Source organism: Georgenia phoenicis, assembly GCF_047302425.1.
Lineage (GTDB): Bacteria > Actinomycetota > Actinomycetes > Actinomycetales > Actinomycetaceae > Oceanitalea.
On the sequence record NZ_CP154855.1, the window covers coordinates 26001 to 47918 of the forward strand.

Genomic DNA, 21918 nt, shown 5'->3' on the forward strand with positions numbered 1-21918 from the left:
GGCCCGCCGTGCGTGGAGAGGTGGTCAGACGCGGAACTGTGCCACCTGGGCGCGCAGTCCCTCCGAGATGGTCGCGAGCTCCGCGACAGCGGTGCTCATCTGCGTCATCGTGGCGCTGTTGTCCGCGGCGGCGGAGGCGATGCCGGTGATGTTGCCGGCGATCTCGGTGGATCCGGTCGCGGCCTCGGTGACGCTGCGGGACATCTCGTTGGTCGTCGCTGTCTGCTCCTCGACGGCCGAGGCGATCGTCATCTGGTAGTCGTTGATCTGACCGATGATCTCGGTGATCTCCCCGATCGCACCCACGGCGCCCTCGGTGTCGTGCTGGATCGCCTCGATCCGGCGGGCGATGTCGTCGGTGGCCTTGGCGGTCTCCTGGGCCAGGTCCTTGACCTCCGAGGCGACGACGGCGAAGCCCTTGCCCGCCTCCCCGGCGCGCGCGGCCTCGATGGTCGCGTTGAGCGCGAGCAGGTTGGTCTGCTCGGCGATCGTCGTGATGACCTTGATGACGTTGCCGATCTCGACGGACGAGGTGCCGAGCTTCTGCACCGTCTCGTTCGTCACGGCGGCCTGGGTCGTGGCCCGGGCCGCTACCGCGGCGGCCTCGCTCGAGCTCTGCGCGATCTCCCGGATGGAGGCACCCATCTGCTCCGCACCGGCTGCCACCGTGTGGACGTTCTGGCTGACCTGCTCGGCCGCGGACGCGACGACGCCGGACTGGGCGGAGGTCTCCTCGGACGCTGCGACCACCTGCGTGGTCGACGCCGCCAGCTCCTCCGCACCGGAGGCGATGGTCACGGCGGCCTCGTTGACCGCGCCGACGGTGCCGCGCAGCTGTCGCATCGAGCGGCCCAGGTGCTCGGCCATCTGACCGAGCTCGTCCCGGGTCTGGACCTCGGGCTCCGCGGTGAGGTCACCGTTTCCGAGCGCCTCGACCGCGACCCGCACGGTCTCGACCGTACGCATGATCTGGCGGATGACGAAGACCGCCACCGCGACGCCGACGGCGAGTCCGACGAGCAGCACGACGATGAGCAGCACCTCGGTGCTCGCTGCCTTGTCGGCGGCGGCCTCGTTGTCAGCGTTGGCGCGCTCCACCTCGACGCCGGTGATGCTGCCCATGAGGTCGGCGGCCTCGGCACCGACAGGTGCGAGCGTCTCGTTGTAGTAGGCGTTCATAGCGTCCTGGTCGCCCGAACGCACAACCTCGGCCCACGGCCCACTGATCTCGTCGTGGAAGGACTGCACTCCCGCGATCATCGCGTCCAGCTCGGTGCGGTCGTCGTCGAACTGCGCGTACTCCTCGAGCATACCGATCGCTTCGGCCTCGCGATCGGCGATCTCCGCGAGCTGCTCCTCGAGCTCCGCTGCCTCCCGAAGAGGCAGCGCATTGGCGCGCACGCGCGTGCCCTGGAAGGTTGCGCGGGCGTCGGCGAGATCATTGAGCGGTTCGACCCGCTGCGCGTACATCTCGCTCTGCCCGGCGGCCAGAGCACGCACCTGCGAGATGCCGAGGATGCCGATGACCGCCGCGACGATCGCGACCACGCCGACAGCAGCGGCGATCTTCACGCGGACGGAGAGGTCGCGCAGGGAGCGACGGGAGGTGGCGGGAACAGGGGCTTGTGCCGACATCGTTTCTTCCTCGTGGGTCGGTGGCGTGCCCGGCACGAAGCTGCCTCCGGCGGCACGGGGTCCGCGCTCGCCGGGCAGCTCGCCACGGTGCGCGGGTCCAGCCGTGCGCGTCCTGCGCACACCCCGTCTATCGGCCGCCGCGCGCGCGCGCTGAGTGGTTCGTACCACCTGAGGCGCCCGTCACTCCACGTGCACGGCGGCTCGGAGCGAAGCATGTCGGCCGGACCTGTCGGCGGATCCGACTCGGCTGGGTTACGACTCCTGGGCGGGCGGGCGCAGCGCCCGCAGCGCGTCGAGGTCGGCGTCGTCGGCGCGGGCGGCGTCGCGGTTGGCCTCCTCGACGGCGCGGAGCACCTCGGCACGGTTGACCGTGACGTGCCGGGGCGCGGCGATGCCGAGCCGGACGGTGTCGCCGCGCACATCGACCACGGTGAGGACGATGTCCTCCCCGATGACGATCTGCTCCCCGACCTTGCGGCTCAGTACCAACACGGGCCCGAGCCTACCGTCCGCCCTGCCTCTTGGCCGATTTGGCGTTCGCCGCGCGCGCGGCCCGGGTGGCCTCGGACTCCATCCGCTCGGCCGCCTCGGCGGCGCCGAGCAGCGCGCTGATGCCCGCGGGACGGGGCTGCGGCTGCGCGGGCGCGCCGGGCGGACGGGTCTGGAGCCGCGTCACGGGCACCGGTGCGGGGCTCGGGTCGGGCACCGCCACGGTGACCTCGTACCACTGCCTCGAGAGGATCCCCTTGCGTAGCCGCTGGGCACGCACGACCGTCCCGCCGAGCTCCTCCGCACGGGCGAGGAGCTCGGGCAGGTCCGGCCCGTCAAGCAGTAATCGCCTGTCCGACACCCACGGCTCCCACAGTCTCGATGGTCAGGGACGTGCCCGTCACCTCCGTGTAGGACACTACGGGCAGGCGGGGCACCGCCAGTCCTGCGACGCGCCGCAGGGCCGGGCGGATCGCCGGGGAGCACACGAGCACCGCCTGGCGGCCGGTCGCCTCGAGGTTCTCCAGCTGGGTGCGCAGGGAGGCGAGCAGGCCCTCCACGCGCTCGGGCGGCAGGGAGATCTGGGTGCCCTGCTCCCCCGGCCGCAGCGACTCGAGGAGCAGCTGCTCGGTGGCCGGCTCGAGGGTGAGCACCCGCAGGACCCCGTCCTCCCGGTGGCGGTCGACGATGACGTCGGCCACGGCCTGGCGAGCCGCCTCGATGAGTCCCTCCGGGTCGGTGGAGACCTTGGCACGGAGGGTGAGGGCCTCGAGGATCCGCCCGAGGTCGAGGATCGGGACCTGCTCGGCAAGCAGCCCCTGAAGCACCCGCTGCACCTCGCCGAGGCTGAGCACGGCCGGCACCAGCTCCTCGACGACCGAGGGGTTGGTCTGCTTGAGCCCCTCGACGAGCACGCGGACGTCCTCACGGCCGAGCAGCCGGTCGGCGTGGGAGGAAGCCACCGAGGACAGGTGGGTGATGAGCACGGAGACGCGGTCGACGACGGTGGCGCCGGCCATCTCCGCACTGTGCCGCAGCTCGACGGGGATCCACTTGCCGGGCAGGCCGAAGACCGGCTCCACGACCGTGGCGCCCGCGAGCGCATCCAGCCCCTCGCCGAGCGCGAGCACCCGGCCGCGCGGCGCACTGCCGCGGGCGACCTCCACCCCCGAGAGGCGGATGGCGTAGGTGCCGGCGGGCAGGTCCACCGAGTCCCGGGTGCGGACGGGCGGCAGGACGTAGCCCATCTCGAGCGCCGTCTTGCGGCGCAGCGCCTTGACACGCCCGAGCAGGTCGAGGTCCGCCGACCCGCCGACCATGTCGACGAGGTCGGGGGCGAGCAGCACCTCGAGGGCGTGCACGCGCATCTGCTCGATGAGCATCTCCGGGGTGTCGGCCGCCGGCTGGAGCGTCGTCGCGACCTCGTTGGCGGCCTCCGCCACGGCGGCCTCCGCCTCCTTGACCTTGAGCCGCTGCGCGAACCCGAGCAGGACCGCGCCGACGAGGATGAAGGGGAGCTTGGGAATCCCGGGCACGATTGCCAGGACGATGGCAGCCGCGCCGGCGATCATCATCGCCGTACGGGACTGCGTGAGCTGGGAGCTGGCCTGGGTGCCCATGTCGGCGTCCGCCGTCGCGCGCGTGACGACGAGACCGGTGGCCACGGACATGAGGAGCGCGGGGATCTGCGTGACCAGGCCGTCACCGACGGTGAGCAGCGAGTAGGTCTCGATGGCCTCGCCCGCGCTCATGCCCAGCTGCATCATGCCGATGACGAAGCCGCCGATGAGGTTGACGACAGTCGTGATGATGCCGGCGATCGCGTCGCCCTTGACGAACTTCGCCGAGCCGTCCATCGCACCGTAGAAGTCCGCCTCCGCGGCGACCTCCGCGCGTCGGCGGCGGGCCTCGGCGTCGTCGATGGCCCCGGCGTTGAGGTCGGCGTCGATGGCCATCTGCTTGCCGGGCATCGCGTCGAGGGTGAAGCGCGCCCCGACCTCGGCGGCGCGGCCCGCACCGTTGGTGATGACGACGAACTGGATGACGACGAGGATGAGGAAGATGACGAGGCCGATGACGATCGAGCCGCCGACGATGAAGTGCCCGAAGGCGTTGATGACCTCACCGGCGTAGCCGTCGCGCAGCACCAGGCGGGTGGAGGCGACGTTGAGCCCGAGCCGGAACAGCGTCATGACGAGCACGAGCGCCGGGAAGATCGAGAAGTCGAGCGGCTTCTTCATGTACATCGTCGTCAGCAGGACGAGCATGGCGCCGACGATGTTGACGGCGATGAGCACGTCGAGCAGCGGCGCGGGCAGCGGGATGACGAGCAGCAGGATGATCCCGACGACGGCGGCCGGGGCGACGAACTGGGTGACCTTGCCGTTCTTCATCGGCTGTCCTTCCTGGGCTGGGGCATGCGGTGGGTCCCGGCTGCGGCGCCGCGGCGGCGCAGGGACATGACGAAGGCGAGGACGCGCGCGACGGCCTCGTAGAGGTAGTCGGGGACCTCGTGGCCCACCTCGCACATGGCGTGGATGGTGCGGGCCAGGGTGATGTCCTGGACGACGGCGACGCGGTGCTCGGTGGCCCGCTCACGGATCCGCTTCGCCACGTGGCCCTGGCCCTTGGCGACGACGCGGGGGGCGCCCTTGCCGGGCTGGTAGCGGAGCGCGACGGCCACGTGGGTGGGGTTGACGATGACGACGTCGGCGTCCGCGACGGCGGCGAGCATGCGGTTGCGGCTCATCGCGCGGGCCCGGGCCAGGCGCTGGCCCTTGATCATCGGGTCGCCCTCGGAGCGCTTGTGCTCGTCCTTGATCTCCTGCTTCGACATGCGCGTCGTCTTGCGGTTGCGGCGCATGACGACGAGGACGTCGGCGGCGGCGAGGACCAGCCCGGCGACCACACCCCAGGTGAGGAGGGTCTGGATCCGTGAGCCGACCTCCCCGAGGATCTGCATGACCGACAGCGCCCCGGACTGCATGATGAGCGGGACGAGCCCCGCGATCGTCGAGTACAGGACGGCACCGACCACGGCGGTCTTGAGGAAGGCCTTGGCCCCCTGCCACCAGGCCTGCGGCCCGAAGAGACGCTTGGCGCCCTTGGCGAGGTTGAACTGCTCGAAGCGCGGCTTGAGCTTCTTCGTGGAGATGTGGACTCCGCCCTGGGACACCCCGGCGACGATCGCCGCGAGAGCGGCGACCGCGAGGAGCGGGGCGACGGCGACGGCCGCGCTGAGCAGCCCGTCGCCCAGGGCCTGGAGGGCCAGGGCGGGCTCCGGGGAGGCGATGACCTCCCGCACACCCAGGACGTGGGTGGACGCCGCGTCCGAGCCGCGGTCGAGGACCATCGGCAGCGTGACCGCGCCGGCACCGACGACCACCCACGCCGTGAGGTCCTGGGACCTGCCCAGGCTCCCGTCACGGCGGGCCTTCTTCATCCGTTCCGGGGTGGCCTTCTCGCTCTTCTCACCGGCGCTCTGGCTCATCGGACGACCTCACCGATGCCGCTGAGGGCCTCGTCCGCGAGCCAGTCGACGACCCCGGGCAGGGCCGCGACGGTGATGGAGCCGAGGGTGAGAGTGATGAGGATCTTGAGTGGGAAGCCGAGGGCGAAGGCGTTGAGGGCGGGGGCGACGCGGGTGAGCAGGCCCAGCCCGACGTCGGCGAGGAAGAGGACGGCGATGAGCGGGCCGGCGACCTGGATGGCGGCGAGGAAGAGCTGGCTGACGCCCTCGGCGAGCTGCCCGGCGAGGGCGCCCAGGTCGAGGACCGCGCCGAGCGGGAGCGCCTCGAAGCTGCGGGCGAGGCCGCCGACGACGAGCTGGTAGCCGTCGGAGACGAAGAGGAGGACGACGGCGATGAGCTGGTAGAAGCGGCCGAAGGGACCGCTGCTGGTCATCGTCATCGGGTCCAGCGCCTGGCCGAGCTCGAAGCCGCCGAGCATGTCGATGAGGCGCCCGGCCGACTGCACCGCGGAGAAGATGAGCGCGACGAGGGCGCCGAGGCCGCCGCCGACGACGGCCTCCGACAGCGCCATCCCGATGAGCTCCGCAGCGCTGAGGTCGGCCGGCACCGTGAGGGTGGCCGACAGCGCCAGCGCCAGCCCGACGCCGAGCATCGCCTTGACGGTGCCCGGGATCGCCCGGTGGTTGAAGGGCGGGGCGACGACGAGGAAGACGGTCACGCGCACGGCGGCGAGCACGACCGGCAGCACGGCCGTGGTGAGGTCCATGTCAGCCGCCCAGGAGACCGGGGATCCGGTCGAAGAGCTCGTGCGTCGTGACGACCAGCTCGGAGATCATCCAGTTGCCGCACAGGACGATCGCGACGGCGACCCCGAGGGCCTTGGGCACGAAGCTCAGGGTGATCTCCTGGATCTGCGTGACCGACTGGAGCAGCGAGACGGCGAACCCGACGACGAGCGCGGTGATGAGCAGGGGGGCAGCGAGCTTGCCGGCCAGCCCCAGCGCCAGCGTGGCGATGTCGATGACGTTGGCGGTGTCCATCAGTAGCTCCCCACCAGCTGGGTGATGATGAGGCCCCAGCCGTCGACGAGGACGAAGAGCAGGATCTTGAAGGGCAGCGAGATCATCGACGGCGGCAGCATCATCATGCCCATGGCCATGAGGGCCGAGGCGACGACGAGGTCGATGACGAGGAACGGCACGAAGACGACGAAGCCGATGATGAAGGCCGCGCGCAGCTCGGAGAGCATGAACGCCGGGATGAGGGTCTGCATCGGGACGCTCTCCGGGCTCTCGGGGTTGGGCATCCCGGCGGCGCGCGTGAGGAGCGCGAGGTCCTCCTCCCGGGTGAGCCCGACCATCCACTCCCGCAGCGGTACCTGGGCCGCCTCGAGGGCGGCGGCGAAGTCCATCTGCCCGTCGAGGTAGGGCTGGACGGCCGCCCCGTTCACGTCCCCGAGGACCGGGGCCATGATGAAGATCGAGAGGAAGAGCGCGAGGCCGGCGAGCACCTGGTTGGGCGGCACGCCCTGGAGGCCCAGCGCGTTCCGCGTGAGGGCGAGGACGACGAAGATCTTGGTGAAGCTCGTCATCATGAGGAGCAGCGAGGGCGCCACTCCCAGGAGGGTGAGCGCGAGCAGCGCGATGATCGACGTGGAGGGCGAGTCACCGGCGACGTCGAGGTCGATGCCCAGACCGGGCTCTGTCGGCTCCGTGGGCGGGGTCGGCTCGTCCGGGGGCATCGGGGCGCCGTGGGCGAGCGTCGCGCCCAGGGTGAGGACGGCGGCGGTGAGCAGGAGAACGGCGAGAACGCGGGGCAGCCACGCGGCGCGGCCGTGGGCCGCGGTCATCGGCGCACCCGGTTCCGCAGGACCTCCCACGACGTGCGCCACGTCGTCGGGGACAGGACGGAGCCGCCGAGCGGGGAGGCCGGCGGGACCGGTGCGGGGACGACCGACTCCGGCTCGGCGGTGACCTCGCCCTCCTCGGGGAGGACGAAGGGAGCGGACTCGAGCTCGGTGAGGAGGCGGACCTCGGTGTCGCTGACGCCGAGGACGAGGGTCCGTCCCGCGACGTCGACGACGGTGATGCCGGTGCGGCGGCCCAGGCCCTGGCGGCCGAGGACCGTGATCGGCAGCCGCCGGGTGGTACCGTTGCCGGCACCGAGCCGGCGGGCGAGGAACCACAGCAGCGCGAGGACGAGGCCCAGGGAGAGGGCGACCCGCAGCGCGAGCTCGAGCGTGTCGCTCACTGGCCTGCGTTCTCCGACACGATCTCGGTGATGCGCACGGCGTAGTCCTCGTCGACGACGACGATGTCGCCGCGGGCGACGAGCCGGCCGTTGACCATGACGTCGGCAGGACTGCCGGCGGCACGGTCGAGCTCGAGGACGGTGCCCGGGGTGAGCGCGAGGACGTCGCGCAGCGGCATCCGGGTGCGGCCGATCTCGGTGGTGAGGGTGAGCTCGACGTCGTACAGCACCCGCATGCTGCCGGGGGCGAGCGGTGCGCTGCTCACCGGCACGGCGGGTGCCACGGTGCGGATGCCGAACCAGGCGCGCACGCCCTCGTCGGAGGCCAGCGCGTACAGGTCGACGTCCTGGCCCGAGAGTGCGTCACCGGCGGTGCGCTCCTCGGCGGCACCGAGCACGCCGGTGCCGAGGCGCTGGGAGGCGGCCTCGAGGGCGGGGCGCAGGGCCTCGGCGAGCGTCAGCGACGCGGCACCGGCCATCGCCTCGGCGACGGCCTCCTCCGCGACGACGACGAGCTCGGCGCTCCCCTGGCCGACGAAGCTCGCAACGACGGCGACGGCCGCCGGGTCGGGGCGCTCACCCGGCGCTGCCGGGCGGGCGACGAGGGGCTGCGAGGAGGGCAGCAACCGCGCCATCTCCTCGGCGACGGCGTGGGTGTCGACGGTGGTCGTGCTCATGAGTTCTCCTTGACGTTGACGACCAGCCCGGCGAGACGGGACCCGTTGGTCCCGGCGACTGCCTGGGCGAGGACGCGGTCACCGACCACGACGTCCATGGGCTGGGAGCTGGGGTGGCGAAGCGGAAGGACGTCGCCGACGGCGAGGCGCACGACCTCGCGTGGGTGGATGGGGACGGGGTTGAGCCGGACGGCGACCTCGACGGGTGCGCGCTGGACGGCCTGGTCGAGGAGCTCGCGCTGCTCGTGCTCGGCGGCCTCCTCGGCGGCGGTCTTGCGGTCACCGGCGTGGCTCTCGCGCATCGCCGTCATGAGGCCCTCGGCGGGCAGCATGAGGGAGGCGGTGACGCTGTGGTCGCCGGAGGTGATGGCGAAGGTCGCCGAGATCACCGAGGTCGTGGCGTTCATCGCCTGGACGACCTGCGGGGAGTGCTGGATGCGCCGCAGCTCGGCGTCGACGGCGATGATGCCGGCGAAGGCGTAGTTGAGGTCGGCGAGCACGCGGGACATGAGGTCGCCGACGAGCTGCTGCTCGATCTCCGTCAGCTCCCGGTCGGGCACCGCGCCGGGCGTGCCGGGGCCGCCGAGCATCTGGTCGACCCAGCTGAGCGCGGCCTCGAGCGGGAGCTGGACGATCGCCGGGCGCCGGTTGGCTCCGACGGTGCACAGGATCATCGTCGTGGGCGAGGGCAGCGTGCTGATGTACTCGTCGTACGTGCCCATCGACACGCGCTCGAAGGTCACCTGCGTGGGCACGCCCAGGCGCGCCAGCAGCTGGTTGGACCACTGGCGCGAGAACGTGCCCAGTGCGACCTCGAGGGTGCGCGCGTGCTCGCGCGCCAGGGTCATCGGCCGACGGAAGTCGTAGACGACCGTGCCGTCAGCACCGGGGGAACCGTGGGAAACCGTCACACAGGCACCCATCGGCCGACAGGTGCCGATGTTGAGACGTCGAGGTGCGCCCGACTTGTCAGGCGCCGGGCGTCACTGGGTGACGAAGTCGGTGAAGTAGACCTCGAGCACCTGCCCGTCGTAGGCGTCGACGAGCTGGTCGGCGAGCAGGCCCTTGAGCTCGTCGCGCCGCACCGGGTCGTTGACCTCGGCGACGGTGCGCCCGGAGAACAGGGCGATCGCGATGTCGGTGGCCTCCGCCGTCGCGATCTCCTCGACCTCGGCGACGAGCTCGACGGCGAAGCCGAGCCGCAGGTAGTGCCCGTCGGCGAGGTTGATGTTGCGCGGCTCGATCGTCACGGTCACGCCGGGCTCGGGAGCCGGCGGCTCCTCAGGCTCGGTGGGGCGCAGGAACACGAAGGCACCAGCGGCAACGACGGCGAGCAAGGCCGCCACGATGATGAGGAGCGGGCCGCGGCGCTTGCGCGGGGCGGGGGCAGCCGGGGCGGGCACGGGCGCGGCCGCGGCGGCGTTCCCGCCGCCGATCTTGCGGCCCTGTGCGCCGATCACTCGTTTCTCGGCCATCTCAGACTCCTTCCAGCTCGTTGGCGATCTCGGGCAGCAGGGTGCGGACCGCCTCGGGCTCGTTGCTCATGACGACGACGTCGACACGTCGGTTGAGGTCGAGGGCGTCGGGCCCCTCGGCCGCCGGGTAGGCGTCGCCGTACCCGATCGCGCGGACGCGGGTCGGGGGGATGTCGCCGTGCTCGACCATGCGCCGCAGCACCTTGGTGGCGCGGTCGGCGGAGAGCTCCCAGTTCGTCTCGTAGGGATCGGTGTGGGGCAGGGGGTTGGCGTGGCCCTCGAGGAGGATGTCGTTGTCCAGGGGGCGCAGCGTCGTGGCGATCGTGTCGACGACCGCGAGGGAGGCCGGCGGCATCTGCGCGCTCGCCGGGGAGAAGAAGGTGTGCTCGCTGACGAGGCCGACGACGAGCCCGCGCTCGGTGATGCTGAAGCGCACGGCGTCCTGCAGTCCGGCCTCGGCGAGGTCGGAGCGGATGCTCTCCCGGACCTCGATGAGCGACTCGGCCTCCTCGACCGCGGCCTGGCGGTTGCCCGGCAGGGAGTCGAGGTCCTCGGCACCCTCGACGGGTGCGATGTCGGCCGGCTGGGCGTTGCCGCCGTCGAGCACACCGTCCGAACCGTCGACGACGGTGACGGACGGGGCGGCGTCCCCGAAGCCGGCGGCGAGGGACTGGCGCAGCTCGGAGAACTTGGCCTGGTCCACCTGGCTGATCGCGAAGAGGACGATGAACAGGCACATCATGACCGTGACCATGTCCATGTAGCTCACGGTCCAGCGCTCGGCGTTCTCCTCTTCCTCCTCCTCGTGCCCGCCACGGCGTCGGCGCGAGCTCATGCGGCCCGCCCGGCGGCGTCGTCGGCGTCCTCGACCAGCTCACCGGCGGGGACCATGCTGCGCAGGCGCTCCCCGACCGTGCGGGGGCTGGCCCCGGCCTGGAGGGCGAGCAGGCCCTCGAGGCTGATCTCCATCTGCGCGCACTGGAGGTCGGAGATCCGCTTGAGGCGGCTGCCGATCGGCAGGAAGATGAGGTTGGCGGAGAGGATGCCCCACAGGGTCGCGACGAACGCGGCGGCGATCATCGGGCCCAGGGTGCTCGGGTCGGAGAGGTTCTCCAGTACGTGGACCAGGGAGATGACCGTGCCGATGATGCCGATCGTCGGGGCGTAGCCGCCGAGGGAGTTGAAGAAGCCTGAGGCGACACGGTCCTGGGCGCGCTTGGTGTCGATGCGGTCCTCGAGCATCGTGCGCAGGTCCTCGGGGTCGGCGCCGTCGATCGCGGCCATGAGGCCGTCGCGGAGGAACTCGTCCTCGACGTCGCCGGAGGCGTCCTCGAGAGCCAGCAGGCCCTCGCGGCGCGCCCGGTCGGAGAGGCTGACGATCGTCGCGATCGAGGCGCCCCGCTTGGGCGCCTTGGCCGTGAAGGCGCTCGGCAGCGTCTTGAAGGCGTGGATCGCGTCGCGCAGCGTACCGCCCGCGATACCCGCGCCGAGGCTGCCGATGAAGACGATCGCGAGCGGACCGGGCAGCAGGATGGCCGAGAGGTGGACACCCTCGGCGTTCATGAGGACGAACACGCCACCGAAGGCGACGGCGAGACCGACGAGCGTTGCGGGATCCATCATTCTCCCTGGGGACGAGTCGGCAGGGGAACGACGGACCGCAGCTCCGGCCGGGTCTCCACCGGGTCGGGTGCCTGCAGCGCCCGGGAGATGACTCCTGCCCGGTAGTCCTGGACCATGGCGACGACCTCGGGCATCGTCTCGCTCACGAGGTAGCGGGTGCCGTCCATGAGCACGAGAATCGTGTCGGGCGTGCACTCGATCCGTTCGATCAGATCAGGGTTGATCGCGAACGGTTGTCCGGTCAGACGGGTCACGGTAATCACGGTCGGTTCCATCCTGGTTGCGTCGGGCCCTTCCATGAGCCCTGCACTCGTTCTATCGGCCGGTGGGCCACATCTGTGAGGGGTCCGGGCCGGACGAGCTCACCCGGGCTGCCGGGCGAACCCGGCAGCCGCGAGGCGTCAGCGCTTGAGGTTGACGAGCTCCTGGAGGAGCTCGTCGGAGGTGGTGATGATGCGGGAGCCGGCCTGGAAGCCGCGCTGGGCGATGATGAGGTTGGTGAACTCCTGGGAGAGGTCGACGTTCGACATCTCCAGGGCCCCGCCCGTCAGGCCGCCACGGCCGCCGTCGCCGGCCGCACCGATCTGCGCGTCGCCGGAGTTGACGGTGGCCCGGAGCATCGAGCCGCCGACCTTCTCCAGGCCCTCGGCGTTGGCGAAGTTGCCCACGGCGACCATGCCGATGGCGCGCTTGAGGCCGTTGGAGAAGGAGCCCATGAGCGTGCCGTCGGAGTTCATCGAGAAGGTCTGCAGGACGCCCGCGCCCTGACCGTCCTGGCTGGCGGCCTCGACGGTGGTGAGCGCGGCGTAGCCGGTGAGCCCGTCCATGTCGAGCGTGATCGGCGCGCCCTCGACGGTGATGTTCGGCAGGGTGGCGTTCTGCAGGGCCCCGGTGGCGGTGAAGGCGACGCTCCCCGTGCCGAGCACGGTGGCGCCGTCGGAGATCTCCACGTCCCAGGTCGCGCCCGGCGTGTTGGAGGCGAGGGTGAAGCGCACGTCGAGGGACGTGGCGGTGCCGTTGGCGGAGAAGACGTCGATGCTGCGCAGGAGGGTGGTGGCCTCCACGGGCGGCGTCGCCGTCGGGTTGGCGACCTTGCCGTCGGAGGGGAGGTTCCCGGTGAAGGTGACGTTGCCGGTGGCGCGGGCCCCCATCGTCGTGGTCACCGGGACGGAGAGGTTGGTCAGCGGCCCGTTCGGGTTGACCACGCCGTTCTCGTCCGCGGCCCAGCCCATGACCTGGGCGCCGGAGGAGGTGACGAGGCGGCCCAGCGCGTCGAGGGTGAAGGCGCCGGCGCGGGTGTAGAGCTGCTCACCGGCGACGTTGACGACGAAGAAGCCGTCGCCGTCGATCATCATGTCGAGGCTGCGACCGGTCTGCTGCGCCGCACCGGGGGTGAAGTTCGTGCTGATGCCGGCGACCCGGACGCCGAGGCCGACCTGTGCCGGGTTGGTACCGCCGGCCTGCCCCTGGGGGGCGCCGGGCGCCATGAGCATCTGCGACAGGGTGTCCTCGAAGCGGGTCTGGGACGCCTTGAAGCCGGTCGTGTTGGCGTTGGCGATGTTGTTGCCGGTGACGTCGAGCATCGTCTGGTGGGAGCGCAGGCTCGAGATGCCGGAGAAGAGGGAGCGGAGCATGTCTGTGTCCTTCGGTCAGGCGGCGGGGGTGGTCGGGTCGGCCGGGGCCGGCTTGGGATCGGTCGCGGACGGCAGCGCACCGACCGTGGAGAGCAGGTTCATCGGGACGACGGCGTTGCCGACGACGGCGCCCGGAGGTGTCACGGAGAAGTCGACGGCCGTGACGACACCGCTGTGGCGCACGCCGTCACCGTCGAGGTAGCTGACCTCCTTGCCGACGAGCTCGGTCGCGGAGGTACGCATCTGGAGGTGGAAGGCCTCCTGGGTGAGTGTGGTGAGCTCGGTCAGCTGCTCCATCGTCGACAGCTGGGTGGTCTGCGCCATGAGCTCGCTCGTCGAGAGGGGCTCGGAGGGGTCCTGGTAGCGCAGGGAGGTGACGAGCAGCTGGAGGAAGTCGTCCTTCTTCAGCCCGCCGGCCGGCGGCGCGGAGGGCGCGGGGCTGAGGGGTGAGGCGGCGGCGTAGCCCGCGGAGACGGGATCGATGGGCATGCGGGCTCCCTAGGCGAGGAGGTCGAGTCCACCGGGGTGGACGGAGGCGGTCGGGGTGGTCTCGGGGGTGGCCGGGGCGGCGGCCGCCCGCGGCTCGACGTTGTGGACGGGGACCGGCCGCTCGGCCCTGCCCTCGCGCCGGCCCTCGGACGCGAGGTCGAGGTCGGCCTGCAGCCCGGTGGCGGCCAGCTCGCGGCGCAGCTCCTGCAAGGCGCCGCGGAGGGCGTCCCGGGAGGCGTCGGTCATGCCGTGGAGCTCGATGCGCACGCCGTCGGTGCCGATGTGCGCCGACACGCGGACGGGGCCGAGGTCCTCGGGGTCCACCCGCACGTGCAGCACGTGGTGGCCCTCGGGCGCGGTCTTCAGTCGGGACAGCGCGGTGGCCAGCTGGGTACCGAGCGGCTGGGGCTGCTGGGGTGCGGCGGGGGCCGGGGCAGCGGGCTGCTCGGTGCGGCCGGTGCTCTCCGTGCGGGCGGTGTCCACGCGGACGGCCGCCTCGACGGCGAGCGTCGGGCTCTCGGGCGCGGGGCGGACGGCGTCGACGGGCGGGGCGGCCGGCACGGCAGGTGCCGCGCTCGGCGGGGTGGCGCCCTCGGGGACGGCGGCCGGTGCCGTTCCCGCGGCCGGGACCCGCCCGGCGTCCGGCACCGCCGGGACACCGGCGGTCCTCGTCGGCAACGGGGCGGCGGCCGCGGGGACAGCCGTCCCCGCGGGTGCGCCGTCCCCGGCGGGGGTACCCGTGGTCTCCACACCCGCGCCGGTCCCCGTGGGAACCATGGGCGTCGTGGAGGTGCCGGCCACCGGCAGCTCCGCCGGGGTGGTCCCCAGCGGGGCCGCCGGCGCGACCGGAGCGGAGGCGCCGGGCGCCACGGCGGCGGGCGCCGGCGCGGCCGCCGGGGCGGCAGCGGGAACAGCGGCAGTGAGGGCCGGAGCGGCCTCGCCCTGTGCCGGGACGGCTCCCGGCAGCGGCGTGGTGGTGGCGGCAGGCTGCGCGGTGGCCTGGGCGTCCTGGTCGGCACCGACCAGCCAGCCGGGCAGCGCGGGCGCCTCGAGGGCCGACTCGGGAGCCGTCTCGGTGGCGTTCTCGCCGGCGCTCTCGCCGGTGCCCTCGGCCGCGGGGTCCGTGGTGGCCTCCGCGGGCTCCGTGGCAGCCGCGAGACTGGCGGCGAAGGCGTCCCCGCTGCCGCTGCGGCCGCCCGCGAGACGCGAGGTCGCCGCCGGGGCCGGCGTGGGCGCGGTGGGGATGACGATGCTCATCAGGCTCCCGTCGGAAGGACGCGGCGGATGGTCGTGGGCGGCGTCGTCATCTCGGCGAGCTTGACCTGCTCACCGGGGTACGGGGCGTGGATCCACTTGTTGCCACCGGCGTAGATGCCGATGTGCCCGCCGCCGCGGGTGACGATGAGGTCGCCGGGCTGGGCCTGGTCGAGGGAGGGCACCTCGGTGCCGATCTTCATCTGGTCACGGGCCACGCGCGGGACGTCCACGCCGATGTCCTTCATCGCGAGCTGGACGAGCCCGGAGCAGTCCAGGCCGCCCTCGGACAGGCTCTCCCCGCCCCAGACGTACGGCACGCCGAGGTACTTCGTGGCCGACTCCACGAGCGCGGCCCCGGTACCCGGGGTCGCCGTGCCCTGCGTGTCCGCAGTCACCGCCGGGGTCGCCGTCGCCGGCGTCGTCCCGCCGAGGGCAGCGGCGACGGAGGAGGCGATGGAGGAGGTGCCGGTGGTGGCCTCGCCGGCGAGCGCGGTGGCCAGCACACCGCTGAAGTCGGTGGCGGACGTGGCAGTGCTCGCGGGCGCGGGCGTGGGGGGCTGGCTGACGGCGGTGATCGCGCTCTGCAGCTCGACCATCCGGGCCTGGACGGCGGCGATGCTCATCGGGCGGCCTCCTGCGAGCGGGCGCGCTGGGAGGCGACCTCGTCGAGCGCGACCTGCTCGGCGTGGTTCTCCTCGGCGCGCTGGGCGACGAGGTGCCGCTCGGCGAGCTTGGCGATCGTCGTCGTGCGGCGGCGGGCGGCGGACCACTCGCCCTGCGCGGCCTGCTCGTCGGCGCGCGCGAGCTCGGCGATGGTGGCGGCCTCGGCCGCCGCGGCGCTGGCCGCGGCGCGGGCCGCGACGGCGGCCTGCCAGCTGAGCACGTCGGTCTGGGTGGGCAGCGTGGAGCTGTCGAGCGCGGCGAGGGCCTGCGCGGTGCGGCTGTCGGCGTTGCGCCGGAACTGGCGGCGCTGGAGGAGCGCGGCCGCGGCACGGTCCTCCTCCATCTGGCGCAGGCGCGCCACGTTCTGCAGCCGGAACGGCTTCATGACGTCACTCCCATTCCCGCGACGAGCGCGTTGAGGTGGGCCCAGGACTGCTCGGTGTCGACCGTCTCGGCGACGTCCTGGCGCAGGAAGGCGTCGATGGCGTCGGCGTGCGTGACGGCCGCGTCGACCTTGGGGTTGGAGCCGGCGACGTAGGCGCCGACGTCGATGAGGTCCTGCGCCTGCCGGCGGGCGGCCAGCACGGAGCGCAGGGTGGTAGCCGCCGCACGCTGCTCCGCCGTCGTCACCCGGGAGGCGACACGGGAGATGGAGGCGATGGCGTCCACGCTGGGGAAGTGGCCGGTGACGGCGAGCTTGCGGTCGAGGACGACGTGGCCGTCGAGGATCGAGCGGGCGGCGTCGGCGATCGGCTCGTTGTGGTCGTCGCCGTCGACGAGGACCGTGTAGATGCCCGTGACGGAACCGGTGGATCCGGTGCCGGCCCGCTCGAGGAGCTGGGCGAGCATCGAGAAGGTCGAGGGCGGGTAGCCGCGGGTGGCGGGCGGCTCGCCGACGGACAGGCCGATCTCACGCTGGGCCATGGCCGCGCGGGTGAGGGAGTCCATCATGAGGACGACGTCGGTGCCCTGGTCGCGGAAGTACTCGGCGATGCGGGTGGCGGTGAAGGCCGCGCGCAGGCGGACCACGGGCGGCTCATCGGACGTCGCGACGACGACGACGGAGCGCGCCAGCCCCTCGGGGCCGAGGTCGTCCTCGAGGAACTCGCGCACCTCGCGGCCACGCTCCCCCACGAGTCCGATGACGTTGACGGCCGCGTCGGTGCCGCGAGCGACCATCGACAGCAGCGAGGACTTGCCCACGCCCGAGCCGGCGAACAGGCCCATGCGCTGGCCGCGGCCCACGGTGACGAGCGTGTCGAGGACACGCACGCCGAGCGACAGCGGCTGGTCGACCCGCGCGCGCTCGAGGGCGGAGGGAGCCTGGGCGGTCACGGGGACGGCGTCGTCGACGAGGAGCGGGCCCTTGCCGTCGATCGGCCGGCCGAGGCCGTCGACCACGCGGCCGAGCAGCCCCTGGCCGACACCGATGGTCAGCGGGTGGCCGGTGGAGCGCGCGGGGGCGCCGATGCGCAGGCCGTCGACGGGGCCGAGCGGCATGCAGCGGCTCGAGTCGCGGCCCAGGCCGACGACCTCCGCGCCCACGGTCCAGCCGCCGGCGTCGATGTCGACGAGGTCGCCGACGGCCACGGGCAGGCCCGTGACCTCGACCGTCAGGCCGACGACGGAGCGCACGACGCCCACGCGCTGCGGCTGGGCGACGGTGAGTGCGTTCTGCCAGCGGCCGGTCGACCGCACGGGCGCCTGCGGCGCGAGCGTGACCGTCACTGCTCGACCCCGAGGGCGTCGCGGACGCGCGCGACTGCCGCGCCGATGCGTGCGTCGAGGTAGCCCTCCTCCAGCTCGCTCACGGCGTCGCCGGGGCCCAGCTCCGGGTCCGCGACGAGCTCGACGCCCTCGGGGACACGGAGCTCGGCCGGGAGCGCGGAGAGGGTCTCGGTGAGGTGGACGAGGTCCGCCGGGTGGAGCCGGATGCGGACCAGGCCCTCGTCGCGCACCGACAGCGCGCGGCGCAGGGCGGCGTGGGCCGAGGCGTCCCCGTCGCGCAGCTCGGTACCGAGCACGGTCTCCGCGAGGTCGACAGCGGCGCGGGTCAGCGCGCTCTCCGCCTCGTCGAGGACCGGCGCGGCGCGGTGCCGGGCGGCCTCCGCGGCACGGGCGAGGGTGTTGAGCGCCTCCTGGGCCGCGGTCGCGGCACGCTGGGCGCGGGCGGCGAGCTGCTCGGCGGCCAGGCGGCGCTGCGCCTCGGCCTCCTGGGCGGCGGCCCGGGTGCCGGCCGACCAGCCGGCGGTGTAACCGCTGGAGTAGCCGGCCGCGACCGACGCCGCCTCCGGGCGGACCGTGGTGAGCGGGGTGAAGACGGGCCCTGCGGGGCTGGGCTCACGAGACATACTCGTCCTCCCCGTCGCGGCGCACGACGATCTGGCCGGACTCCTCGAGCGTGCGGATCGTCTTGACGATCGCGCCGCGGGCGTCGTGGACCTCGGACAGGCGCACCGCGCCGGCGACGTCCATCTCCTCGAGGAGGTTCTCGCGGGCACGCTCGGAGAGGTTGGCCTTGATCTTCTCCGTGAGGTCCGCCGTCGCACCCTTGAGGGCGAGGGCGAGGGCGGCCGTGTCGGTCTGGCGCAGGACCAGCTGCACGGCACGGTCGTCGAGGTGGACGACGTCCTCAAAGGTGAACATGAGGCTGCGGACCTGCTCGGCGAGGGCCTCGTCGCGCTGGCCCAGCTCCTCGAGGATCTGCTTCTCGGTGCTCGGGTCGGCGCGGTTGAGGATCTCGACGAGGGGCTGGACGCCACCGACCGCCGTCGTCGTCTCACCGGAGGTGAGGACGGTGCCGGCTCGCCGCTGGAGGGCCTCGGCGATGATGATCACGGCCTCGGGGCTGGCCTGCTCCATCGTCGCGATGCGCATGGCGACGTCGGCGCGCTCGGCCGGCGGGAGGCCGGCCATGATCGCCGAGGCACGCTCGGGGCGCAGGTGGGCCAGGACGACGGCCATGGTCTGCGGGTGCTCGCCGTTGATGAGCGAGAGCACCTGCCGGGCCTCGGCCTGCTGGAGGAAGTCGAAGGGCTGGCCGGCCAGCAGCGTGGTGAGCCGGCCCATGACGAGGGCGGCCCGCTCGGCCCCGAGGGAGTCCTCGAGGAGGCGCTGGGCGTAGTCGAGCCCGCCGTGGCCGGCAGGCGGCGCGCCGCCGTTGGCCTCGTCGTAGAACTCGATGAGGACCCGGTCGGCGATGTCGGAGGGGACCGTCTCCATGCGGGCGATCTCCGCGGAGATCTCCTCGACCTCGTGCTCGTCGAGCAGGGACATGACGCGGGTGGCGCGCTCGTGGCCGAGCTGCAGGAGCACGACGGCGGCCTTCTGGGGGCTGGTGAGCTTCACTGCTTGACCGCCATCCACTGGCGCAGGCGGTCCGCGACCGCGGCGGGGTCCTCGTCGACCATGGCGACGACGCCCATGCGGGCGGTCTCCGTGGCGTCCGGCTCGATCGCGCGGACCTCGGGGACGGGCTCGAGCATGCTCGTGTCAGGCTCGAGCGGCTCGGGCTCCGGCAGCTGCATGACCTCGAGCTCGCCGAGGTCGATGTCCTCCCGCTCGCGGTTGCGGCGGGCGCGGCGCACGAGGGCGATGACGACGGCGAGGAGGACGACGGCGACGAGACCCCAGCGGATGAGGGCGTCCCGCTGGGCCGCGGCGGCGGCCTCGGCCTCCGCCTCGGCCTGGGCCTCCAGCGCCTGCTGGGCGGCGTCCGCCGTGGAGGTGTCGAAGGCCATCTGGGCGACGGCGACCTGGTCGCCGCGCTCGAGGTCGACACCGGCCGCGACCGCGACGATGTCCTCGAGCTCCTCGACGGTCACACCGGCCGCGGCGACGGAGTCGACGACGACGGACACGGACTGGCGGGTGACCCCGCCGGGGTTGACGGTCGTGTGCTCGGTGACCTTGTTGACCGCGTTGTTCGAGGTCGCGTCCTCGCGGGTGTAGTGGCCCGCCTCGCCACCGTTGGGCACGGCGATGTTGTCCGGGCCGAGCACGCCGCCGACGGCCTGGCCGCCGCCCTGGTACTCCTCGGTGCTGCGCGTCTCGCTCAGCGGCGGGGCACCCTCGGCGGGGGTGAAGGTCTCGGAGGTGCGCTGGGTGGCGTCGCGGCCGAGCTCGGCGCTGACCGAGACGACGGCGTTGCCGGCACCGACGACGCGGTTGAGCATCGCCTGCACCTGGCCGGCGACGCGCTCCTCGTACTCGGTGGCGCCGTCGGGGCCGCTTCCGGGCTCGGTCGTGAGGACCGCGCCCTCGGCGTCGACGACGGAGACGTTGGCCGGGTCCATGCCCGCGACGGCCGAGGAGACGAGGTTGACGACCGCCTGAACGCCAGCGGAGTCGAGGGTCTTGCCGGTCTCGGCCTGGACGAAGACGGAGGCGGTGGGCTCGGCGGCGGTCTCCGCGAAGACGCTCTCCTCGGGCAGCGCGAGGTGCACGGTGGCGTTCGAGACGCCGTCGAGGGCGCGCACTGTCTTGGCGAGCTCACCCTCGAGGGCGCGCTGGTAGCTGACCTGCTGCTGGAAGTCCGAGCTCGTCATGCCCATGTCGTCGAGCAGGCTGTAGCCGCCCTCCTCGGTGGGCAGGCCCTCGGCGGCGAGCGCGATCCGCTGGTCGTAGACCGACTCGGCGGGCACGAGGACCGTGCTGCCGCCGTCGGTGAGCTCGTAGGTGACGCCGGCGGCCGTGAGCTGGTCGACGACGGCGGCGGCGTCCTCGCCGGACAGGCCGCTGAACAGCGGGCTCATCGTGGGCCGGTTGGCCCAGGACGCGGCGAGGACGATGCCGAGGACGACCGCGGCGATGCCGATGAGGGCGAGGGTCTTCTGCGGGAGGCTGAACTCCCCGACCCAGTTCTTCAGGCGCGCGAAGGCGCCGGTGACGGCCGCGGGCATCAGGCCTGCATCCGCATGATCTCGTTGAAGGCGTCAACCGCCTTGTTGCGCAGGGCCACGGTGAGCTCCAGGGCGACGGCCGCCTCGGTGGCGGCGATCGTGTAGTCGTGGACGTCGTCGAGGTCGCCGGTGACGGCCTTGAGCGCGAGGTCGGAGGAGACCTCCTGCTTCTGGGCGACGCCGTCGACGGCCGAGGCGAGCGCGGCGCCGAAGGCGCTGCCGTCGCTCGCGGCCGGGTCCACGGCCTCGAGGCCGTCGAGGTAGCCGGTGGGTGCCACGCTGGTGATGGCGTCGATCGCGGGCATCAGCTTCTCCCGATCTGGAGTGCGGACTGGTAGCTCTCCCGGGCTCGGTCCACGACCGCTGCGCTGGCCTGGTAGCCGCGCTGGGCCATGATGAGCTGGGTCATCTGGCTGGACATGTCGATGTCGGGGTAGCGCACGTACCCGTCCTCGTCGGCGAGGGGGTGGTTCGGCTCGTGGACCATGCGCCCCTCGGCGTCGCCGAGCTCGATGCCGGCCACCTGCGCGCCGGCGGGCTCGCCGTAGCTCATCGCGGTGGCGACGACGTAGCGCGCCTGGAAGGCGGCGCCGTCGGTCGAGGACGCGTTGTTGACGTTCGCGAGGTTGTCGCTGACGGCGTCCAGCCACTTGCGGTGAACGGTCATGCCGGTCGAGGCGATGCCGATGGCGTCGAAGGTGCCCATCACGCGCTCCTGATCGCCGTACGGATGGCGCTGAAGGCGCCGTCGACGGAGCGGGTCGCCACCTGGTAGCGCAGGTTCGCGTCGATGTTGGACAGCGTCTCCGTGTCGAGGTTGACGTTGTTGCCGTTCTCCCGGGTCGGCTCGAGGGAGCGCTCGACCGTCGCCTCGAAGCCGTCGGCGCGGCCCGTGCGGACGGCGTTGGCGAGCGCGTCCTCGAACTGCACCCGCCCGGCGAGGAAGCCGGGGGTGTTGACGTTGGCGATGTTGTCGGCGATGACGCGCTGGCGCAGGGAGAGCGCGTCGAGCGCGCTCTTCATCGCCACGGAGGTCACTGAATCGAACACGTTGGGTCTAACCCCTCACGAGAACTGCGGTACGTGCGGCCGAATCCGTGGCCTGGTGGCGAGCTGTCCATGCTCACCCTGTCCTCATCGGCACCAGTTGCCGACGTGTGAGGGGTTGATGGGGAGTTCTCCCCATTGAGGCTTTCGCGAATGTCTGAGTAACTAGGAGCACCCCCAGACACCGGCAGCCGGCACGCCCGCTGCCCCCGGGACCCAGCCGCCGGTGATTCTGATCGAAGCACGAGACACCGTGTGCCCTTGACCTCCGCGAGGAGCCCGAGGACACACGGTGTCTTGTGCGGTAT

27 protein-coding genes are annotated in these 21918 nt (G+C 72.6%); all 27 read right to left on the bottom strand.

Going from position 1 to position 21918, the window contains the following annotated elements; genetic code table 11:
- Positions 1 to 24: 24 nt before the first annotated feature.
- The gene (locus AA0005_RS00145; protein WP_413451417.1) at positions 25 to 1635 is read right to left on the bottom strand and encodes a methyl-accepting chemotaxis protein; all 1611 of its coding nucleotides are present in this window, start codon (positions 1633 to 1635) and stop codon (positions 25 to 27) included.
- A gap of 252 nt (positions 1636 to 1887) precedes the next feature.
- A complete protein-coding gene (gene csrA / locus AA0005_RS00150; RefSeq protein ID WP_413451418.1) occupies positions 1888 to 2127 on the bottom strand; it encodes a carbon storage regulator CsrA in 240 nt (79 codons plus the stop codon).
- Positions 2128 to 2137: 10 nt separating this feature from the next.
- Positions 2138 to 2485 (bottom strand): hypothetical protein, encoded by a 348-nt coding sequence (locus AA0005_RS00155; RefSeq protein ID WP_413451419.1) that lies wholly within the window; start codon positions 2483 to 2485, stop codon positions 2138 to 2140.
- Positions 2460 to 4517 carry a flagellar biosynthesis protein FlhA gene (locus tag AA0005_RS00160; protein WP_413451420.1) on the bottom strand — a complete coding sequence of 686 codons (2058 nt, stop codon included), beginning with the start codon at positions 4515 to 4517 and terminating at the stop codon, positions 2460 to 2462. The genes AA0005_RS00155 and AA0005_RS00160 overlap by 26 nt, the downstream gene beginning before the upstream one ends.
- The gene (locus tag AA0005_RS00165) at positions 4514 to 5614 is read right to left on the bottom strand and encodes a flagellar biosynthesis protein FlhB (RefSeq protein WP_413451421.1); all 1101 of its coding nucleotides are present in this window, start codon (positions 5612 to 5614) and stop codon (positions 4514 to 4516) included. Before AA0005_RS00165 ends, AA0005_RS00160 begins: the two co-directional genes overlap by 4 nt.
- Positions 5611 to 6360, bottom strand: coding sequence for a flagellar biosynthetic protein FliR (locus AA0005_RS00170; RefSeq protein ID WP_413451422.1), 750 nt, complete (start codon positions 6358 to 6360; stop codon positions 5611 to 5613). The genes AA0005_RS00165 and AA0005_RS00170 overlap by 4 nt, the downstream gene beginning before the upstream one ends.
- Before the next feature lies 1 nt (position 6361).
- A complete protein-coding gene (locus AA0005_RS00175; protein ID WP_413451423.1) occupies positions 6362 to 6634 on the bottom strand; it encodes a flagellar biosynthetic protein FliQ in 273 nt (90 codons plus the stop codon).
- Positions 6634 to 7443 (bottom strand): flagellar type III secretion system pore protein FliP, encoded by an 810-nt coding sequence (gene fliP / locus AA0005_RS00180; protein WP_413451424.1) that lies wholly within the window; start codon positions 7441 to 7443, stop codon positions 6634 to 6636. Before fliP ends, AA0005_RS00175 begins: the two co-directional genes overlap by 1 nt.
- Positions 7440 to 7844, bottom strand: a complete 405-nt coding sequence (locus AA0005_RS00185) for a flagellar biosynthetic protein FliO (protein ID WP_413451425.1) — start codon at positions 7842 to 7844, stop codon at positions 7440 to 7442. Before AA0005_RS00185 ends, fliP begins: the two co-directional genes overlap by 4 nt.
- Positions 7841 to 8521: a flagellar motor switch protein FliN gene (fliN, locus tag AA0005_RS00190; protein ID WP_413451426.1), complete on the bottom strand. Its 681-nt coding sequence runs from the start codon at positions 8519 to 8521 to the stop codon at positions 7841 to 7843. Before fliN ends, AA0005_RS00185 begins: the two co-directional genes overlap by 4 nt.
- Positions 8518 to 9432, bottom strand: a complete 915-nt coding sequence (locus tag AA0005_RS00195; RefSeq protein WP_413451427.1) for a flagellar motor switch protein FliM — start codon at positions 9430 to 9432, stop codon at positions 8518 to 8520. The genes fliN and AA0005_RS00195 overlap by 4 nt, the downstream gene beginning before the upstream one ends.
- Before the next feature lie 72 nt (positions 9433 to 9504).
- On the bottom strand, positions 9505 to 9996 hold the full coding sequence (gene fliL, locus AA0005_RS00200; protein WP_413451428.1) for a flagellar basal body-associated protein FliL: 492 nt from the start codon (positions 9994 to 9996) through the stop codon (positions 9505 to 9507).
- Between the two features lies 1 nt (position 9997).
- Entirely contained in the window at positions 9998 to 10831 is an 834-nt protein-coding gene (locus AA0005_RS00205) for a flagellar motor protein MotB (protein ID WP_413451429.1), read from the bottom strand.
- Positions 10828 to 11616, bottom strand: coding sequence for a motility protein A (locus AA0005_RS00210; protein ID WP_413451430.1), 789 nt, complete (start codon positions 11614 to 11616; stop codon positions 10828 to 10830). The genes AA0005_RS00205 and AA0005_RS00210 overlap by 4 nt, the downstream gene beginning before the upstream one ends.
- Positions 11616 to 11873 (bottom strand): flagellar FlbD family protein, encoded by a 258-nt coding sequence (locus AA0005_RS00215; protein WP_413451431.1) that lies wholly within the window; start codon positions 11871 to 11873, stop codon positions 11616 to 11618. Before AA0005_RS00215 ends, AA0005_RS00210 begins: the two co-directional genes overlap by 1 nt.
- A 147-nt stretch (positions 11874 to 12020) precedes the next feature.
- Complete coding sequence (locus AA0005_RS00220) at positions 12021 to 13253, bottom strand: flagellar hook protein FlgE (protein ID WP_413451432.1); 1233 nt, start codon at positions 13251 to 13253, stop codon at positions 12021 to 12023.
- A gap of 15 nt (positions 13254 to 13268) precedes the next feature.
- Positions 13269 to 13742: a flagellar hook capping FlgD N-terminal domain-containing protein gene (locus AA0005_RS00225; protein ID WP_413451433.1), complete on the bottom strand. Its 474-nt coding sequence runs from the start codon at positions 13740 to 13742 to the stop codon at positions 13269 to 13271.
- A 9-nt stretch (positions 13743 to 13751) separates the two neighbouring features.
- The gene (locus AA0005_RS00230; protein ID WP_413451434.1) at positions 13752 to 14999 is read right to left on the bottom strand and encodes a flagellar hook-length control protein FliK; all 1248 of its coding nucleotides are present in this window, start codon (positions 14997 to 14999) and stop codon (positions 13752 to 13754) included.
- The gene (locus AA0005_RS00235) at positions 14999 to 15622 is read right to left on the bottom strand and encodes a C40 family peptidase (RefSeq protein WP_413451435.1); all 624 of its coding nucleotides are present in this window, start codon (positions 15620 to 15622) and stop codon (positions 14999 to 15001) included. The genes AA0005_RS00230 and AA0005_RS00235 overlap by 1 nt, the downstream gene beginning before the upstream one ends.
- Positions 15619 to 16047 carry a flagellar FliJ family protein gene (locus AA0005_RS00240; RefSeq protein WP_413451436.1) on the bottom strand — a complete coding sequence of 143 codons (429 nt, stop codon included), beginning with the start codon at positions 16045 to 16047 and terminating at the stop codon, positions 15619 to 15621. Before AA0005_RS00240 ends, AA0005_RS00235 begins: the two co-directional genes overlap by 4 nt.
- Positions 16044 to 17390, bottom strand: a complete 1347-nt coding sequence (locus AA0005_RS00245; RefSeq protein ID WP_413451437.1) for a FliI/YscN family ATPase — start codon at positions 17388 to 17390, stop codon at positions 16044 to 16046. Before AA0005_RS00245 ends, AA0005_RS00240 begins: the two co-directional genes overlap by 4 nt.
- Positions 17387 to 18013 (bottom strand): FliH/SctL family protein, encoded by a 627-nt coding sequence (locus AA0005_RS00250; protein ID WP_413451438.1) that lies wholly within the window; start codon positions 18011 to 18013, stop codon positions 17387 to 17389. Before AA0005_RS00250 ends, AA0005_RS00245 begins: the two co-directional genes overlap by 4 nt.
- The gene (gene fliG, locus AA0005_RS00255) at positions 18003 to 19010 is read right to left on the bottom strand and encodes a flagellar motor switch protein FliG (RefSeq protein ID WP_413451439.1); all 1008 of its coding nucleotides are present in this window, start codon (positions 19008 to 19010) and stop codon (positions 18003 to 18005) included. The genes AA0005_RS00250 and fliG overlap by 11 nt, the downstream gene beginning before the upstream one ends.
- Positions 19007 to 20563 (bottom strand): flagellar basal-body MS-ring/collar protein FliF, encoded by a 1557-nt coding sequence (gene fliF, locus AA0005_RS00260; RefSeq protein WP_413451440.1) that lies wholly within the window; start codon positions 20561 to 20563, stop codon positions 19007 to 19009. The genes fliG and fliF overlap by 4 nt, the downstream gene beginning before the upstream one ends.
- Positions 20563 to 20868: a flagellar hook-basal body complex protein FliE gene (gene fliE / locus AA0005_RS00265; protein ID WP_413451441.1), complete on the bottom strand. Its 306-nt coding sequence runs from the start codon at positions 20866 to 20868 to the stop codon at positions 20563 to 20565. Before fliE ends, fliF begins: the two co-directional genes overlap by 1 nt.
- The gene (locus AA0005_RS00270) at positions 20868 to 21269 is read right to left on the bottom strand and encodes a flagellar basal body rod protein FlgC (RefSeq protein WP_413451442.1); all 402 of its coding nucleotides are present in this window, start codon (positions 21267 to 21269) and stop codon (positions 20868 to 20870) included. Before AA0005_RS00270 ends, fliE begins: the two co-directional genes overlap by 1 nt.
- Entirely contained in the window at positions 21269 to 21613 is a 345-nt protein-coding gene (flgB, locus tag AA0005_RS00275) for a flagellar basal body rod protein FlgB (RefSeq protein ID WP_413451443.1), read from the bottom strand. The genes AA0005_RS00270 and flgB overlap by 1 nt, the downstream gene beginning before the upstream one ends.
- Positions 21614 to 21918 lie beyond the last annotated feature (305 nt).

Bases quoted from the DNA above. Each gene is read 5' to 3' on its own strand.
- AA0005_RS00210 (WP_413451430.1), bottom strand. From the start codon at position 11,616: ATGGATCCCGCAACGCTCGTCGGTCTCGCCGTCGCCTTCGGTGGCGTG.
- AA0005_RS00170 (WP_413451422.1), bottom strand. From the start codon at position 6,360: ATGGACCTCACCACGGCCGTGCTGCCGGTCGTGCTCGCCGCCGTGCGC.
- fliP (WP_413451424.1), bottom strand. From the start codon at position 7,443: ATGACCGCGGCCCACGGCCGCGCCGCGTGGCTGCCCCGCGTTCTCGCC.
- AA0005_RS00220 (WP_413451432.1), bottom strand. From the start codon at position 13,253: ATGCTCCGCTCCCTCTTCTCCGGCATCTCGAGCCTGCGCTCCCACCAG.
- AA0005_RS00175 (WP_413451423.1), bottom strand. From the start codon at position 6,634: ATGGACACCGCCAACGTCATCGACATCGCCACGCTGGCGCTGGGGCTG.
- AA0005_RS00205 (WP_413451429.1), bottom strand. From the start codon at position 10,831: ATGAGCTCGCGCCGACGCCGTGGCGGGCACGAGGAGGAGGAAGAGGAG.
- AA0005_RS00230 (WP_413451434.1), bottom strand. From the start codon at position 14,999: ATGAGCATCGTCATCCCCACCGCGCCCACGCCGGCCCCGGCGGCGACC.
- fliN (WP_413451426.1), bottom strand. From the start codon at position 8,521: ATGAGCACGACCACCGTCGACACCCACGCCGTCGCCGAGGAGATGGCG.
- AA0005_RS00270 (WP_413451442.1), bottom strand. From the start codon at position 21,269: ATGGGCACCTTCGACGCCATCGGCATCGCCTCGACCGGCATGACCGTT.
- fliF (WP_413451440.1), bottom strand. From the start codon at position 20,563: ATGCCCGCGGCCGTCACCGGCGCCTTCGCGCGCCTGAAGAACTGGGTC.
- AA0005_RS00160 (WP_413451420.1), bottom strand. From the start codon at position 4,517: ATGAAGAACGGCAAGGTCACCCAGTTCGTCGCCCCGGCCGCCGTCGTC.
- AA0005_RS00240 (WP_413451436.1), bottom strand. From the start codon at position 16,047: ATGAAGCCGTTCCGGCTGCAGAACGTGGCGCGCCTGCGCCAGATGGAG.
- AA0005_RS00165 (WP_413451421.1), bottom strand. From the start codon at position 5,614: ATGAGCCAGAGCGCCGGTGAGAAGAGCGAGAAGGCCACCCCGGAACGG.
- fliE (WP_413451441.1), bottom strand. From the start codon at position 20,868: ATGCCCGCGATCGACGCCATCACCAGCGTGGCACCCACCGGCTACCTC.
- AA0005_RS00235 (WP_413451435.1), bottom strand. From the start codon at position 15,622: ATGAGCATCGCCGCCGTCCAGGCCCGGATGGTCGAGCTGCAGAGCGCG.
- AA0005_RS00145 (WP_413451417.1), bottom strand. From the start codon at position 1,635: ATGTCGGCACAAGCCCCTGTTCCCGCCACCTCCCGTCGCTCCCTGCGC.
- AA0005_RS00225 (WP_413451433.1), bottom strand. From the start codon at position 13,742: ATGCCCATCGATCCCGTCTCCGCGGGCTACGCCGCCGCCTCACCCCTC.
- AA0005_RS00250 (WP_413451438.1), bottom strand. From the start codon at position 18,013: ATGTCTCGTGAGCCCAGCCCCGCAGGGCCCGTCTTCACCCCGCTCACC.
- fliL (WP_413451428.1), bottom strand. From the start codon at position 9,996: ATGGCCGAGAAACGAGTGATCGGCGCACAGGGCCGCAAGATCGGCGGC.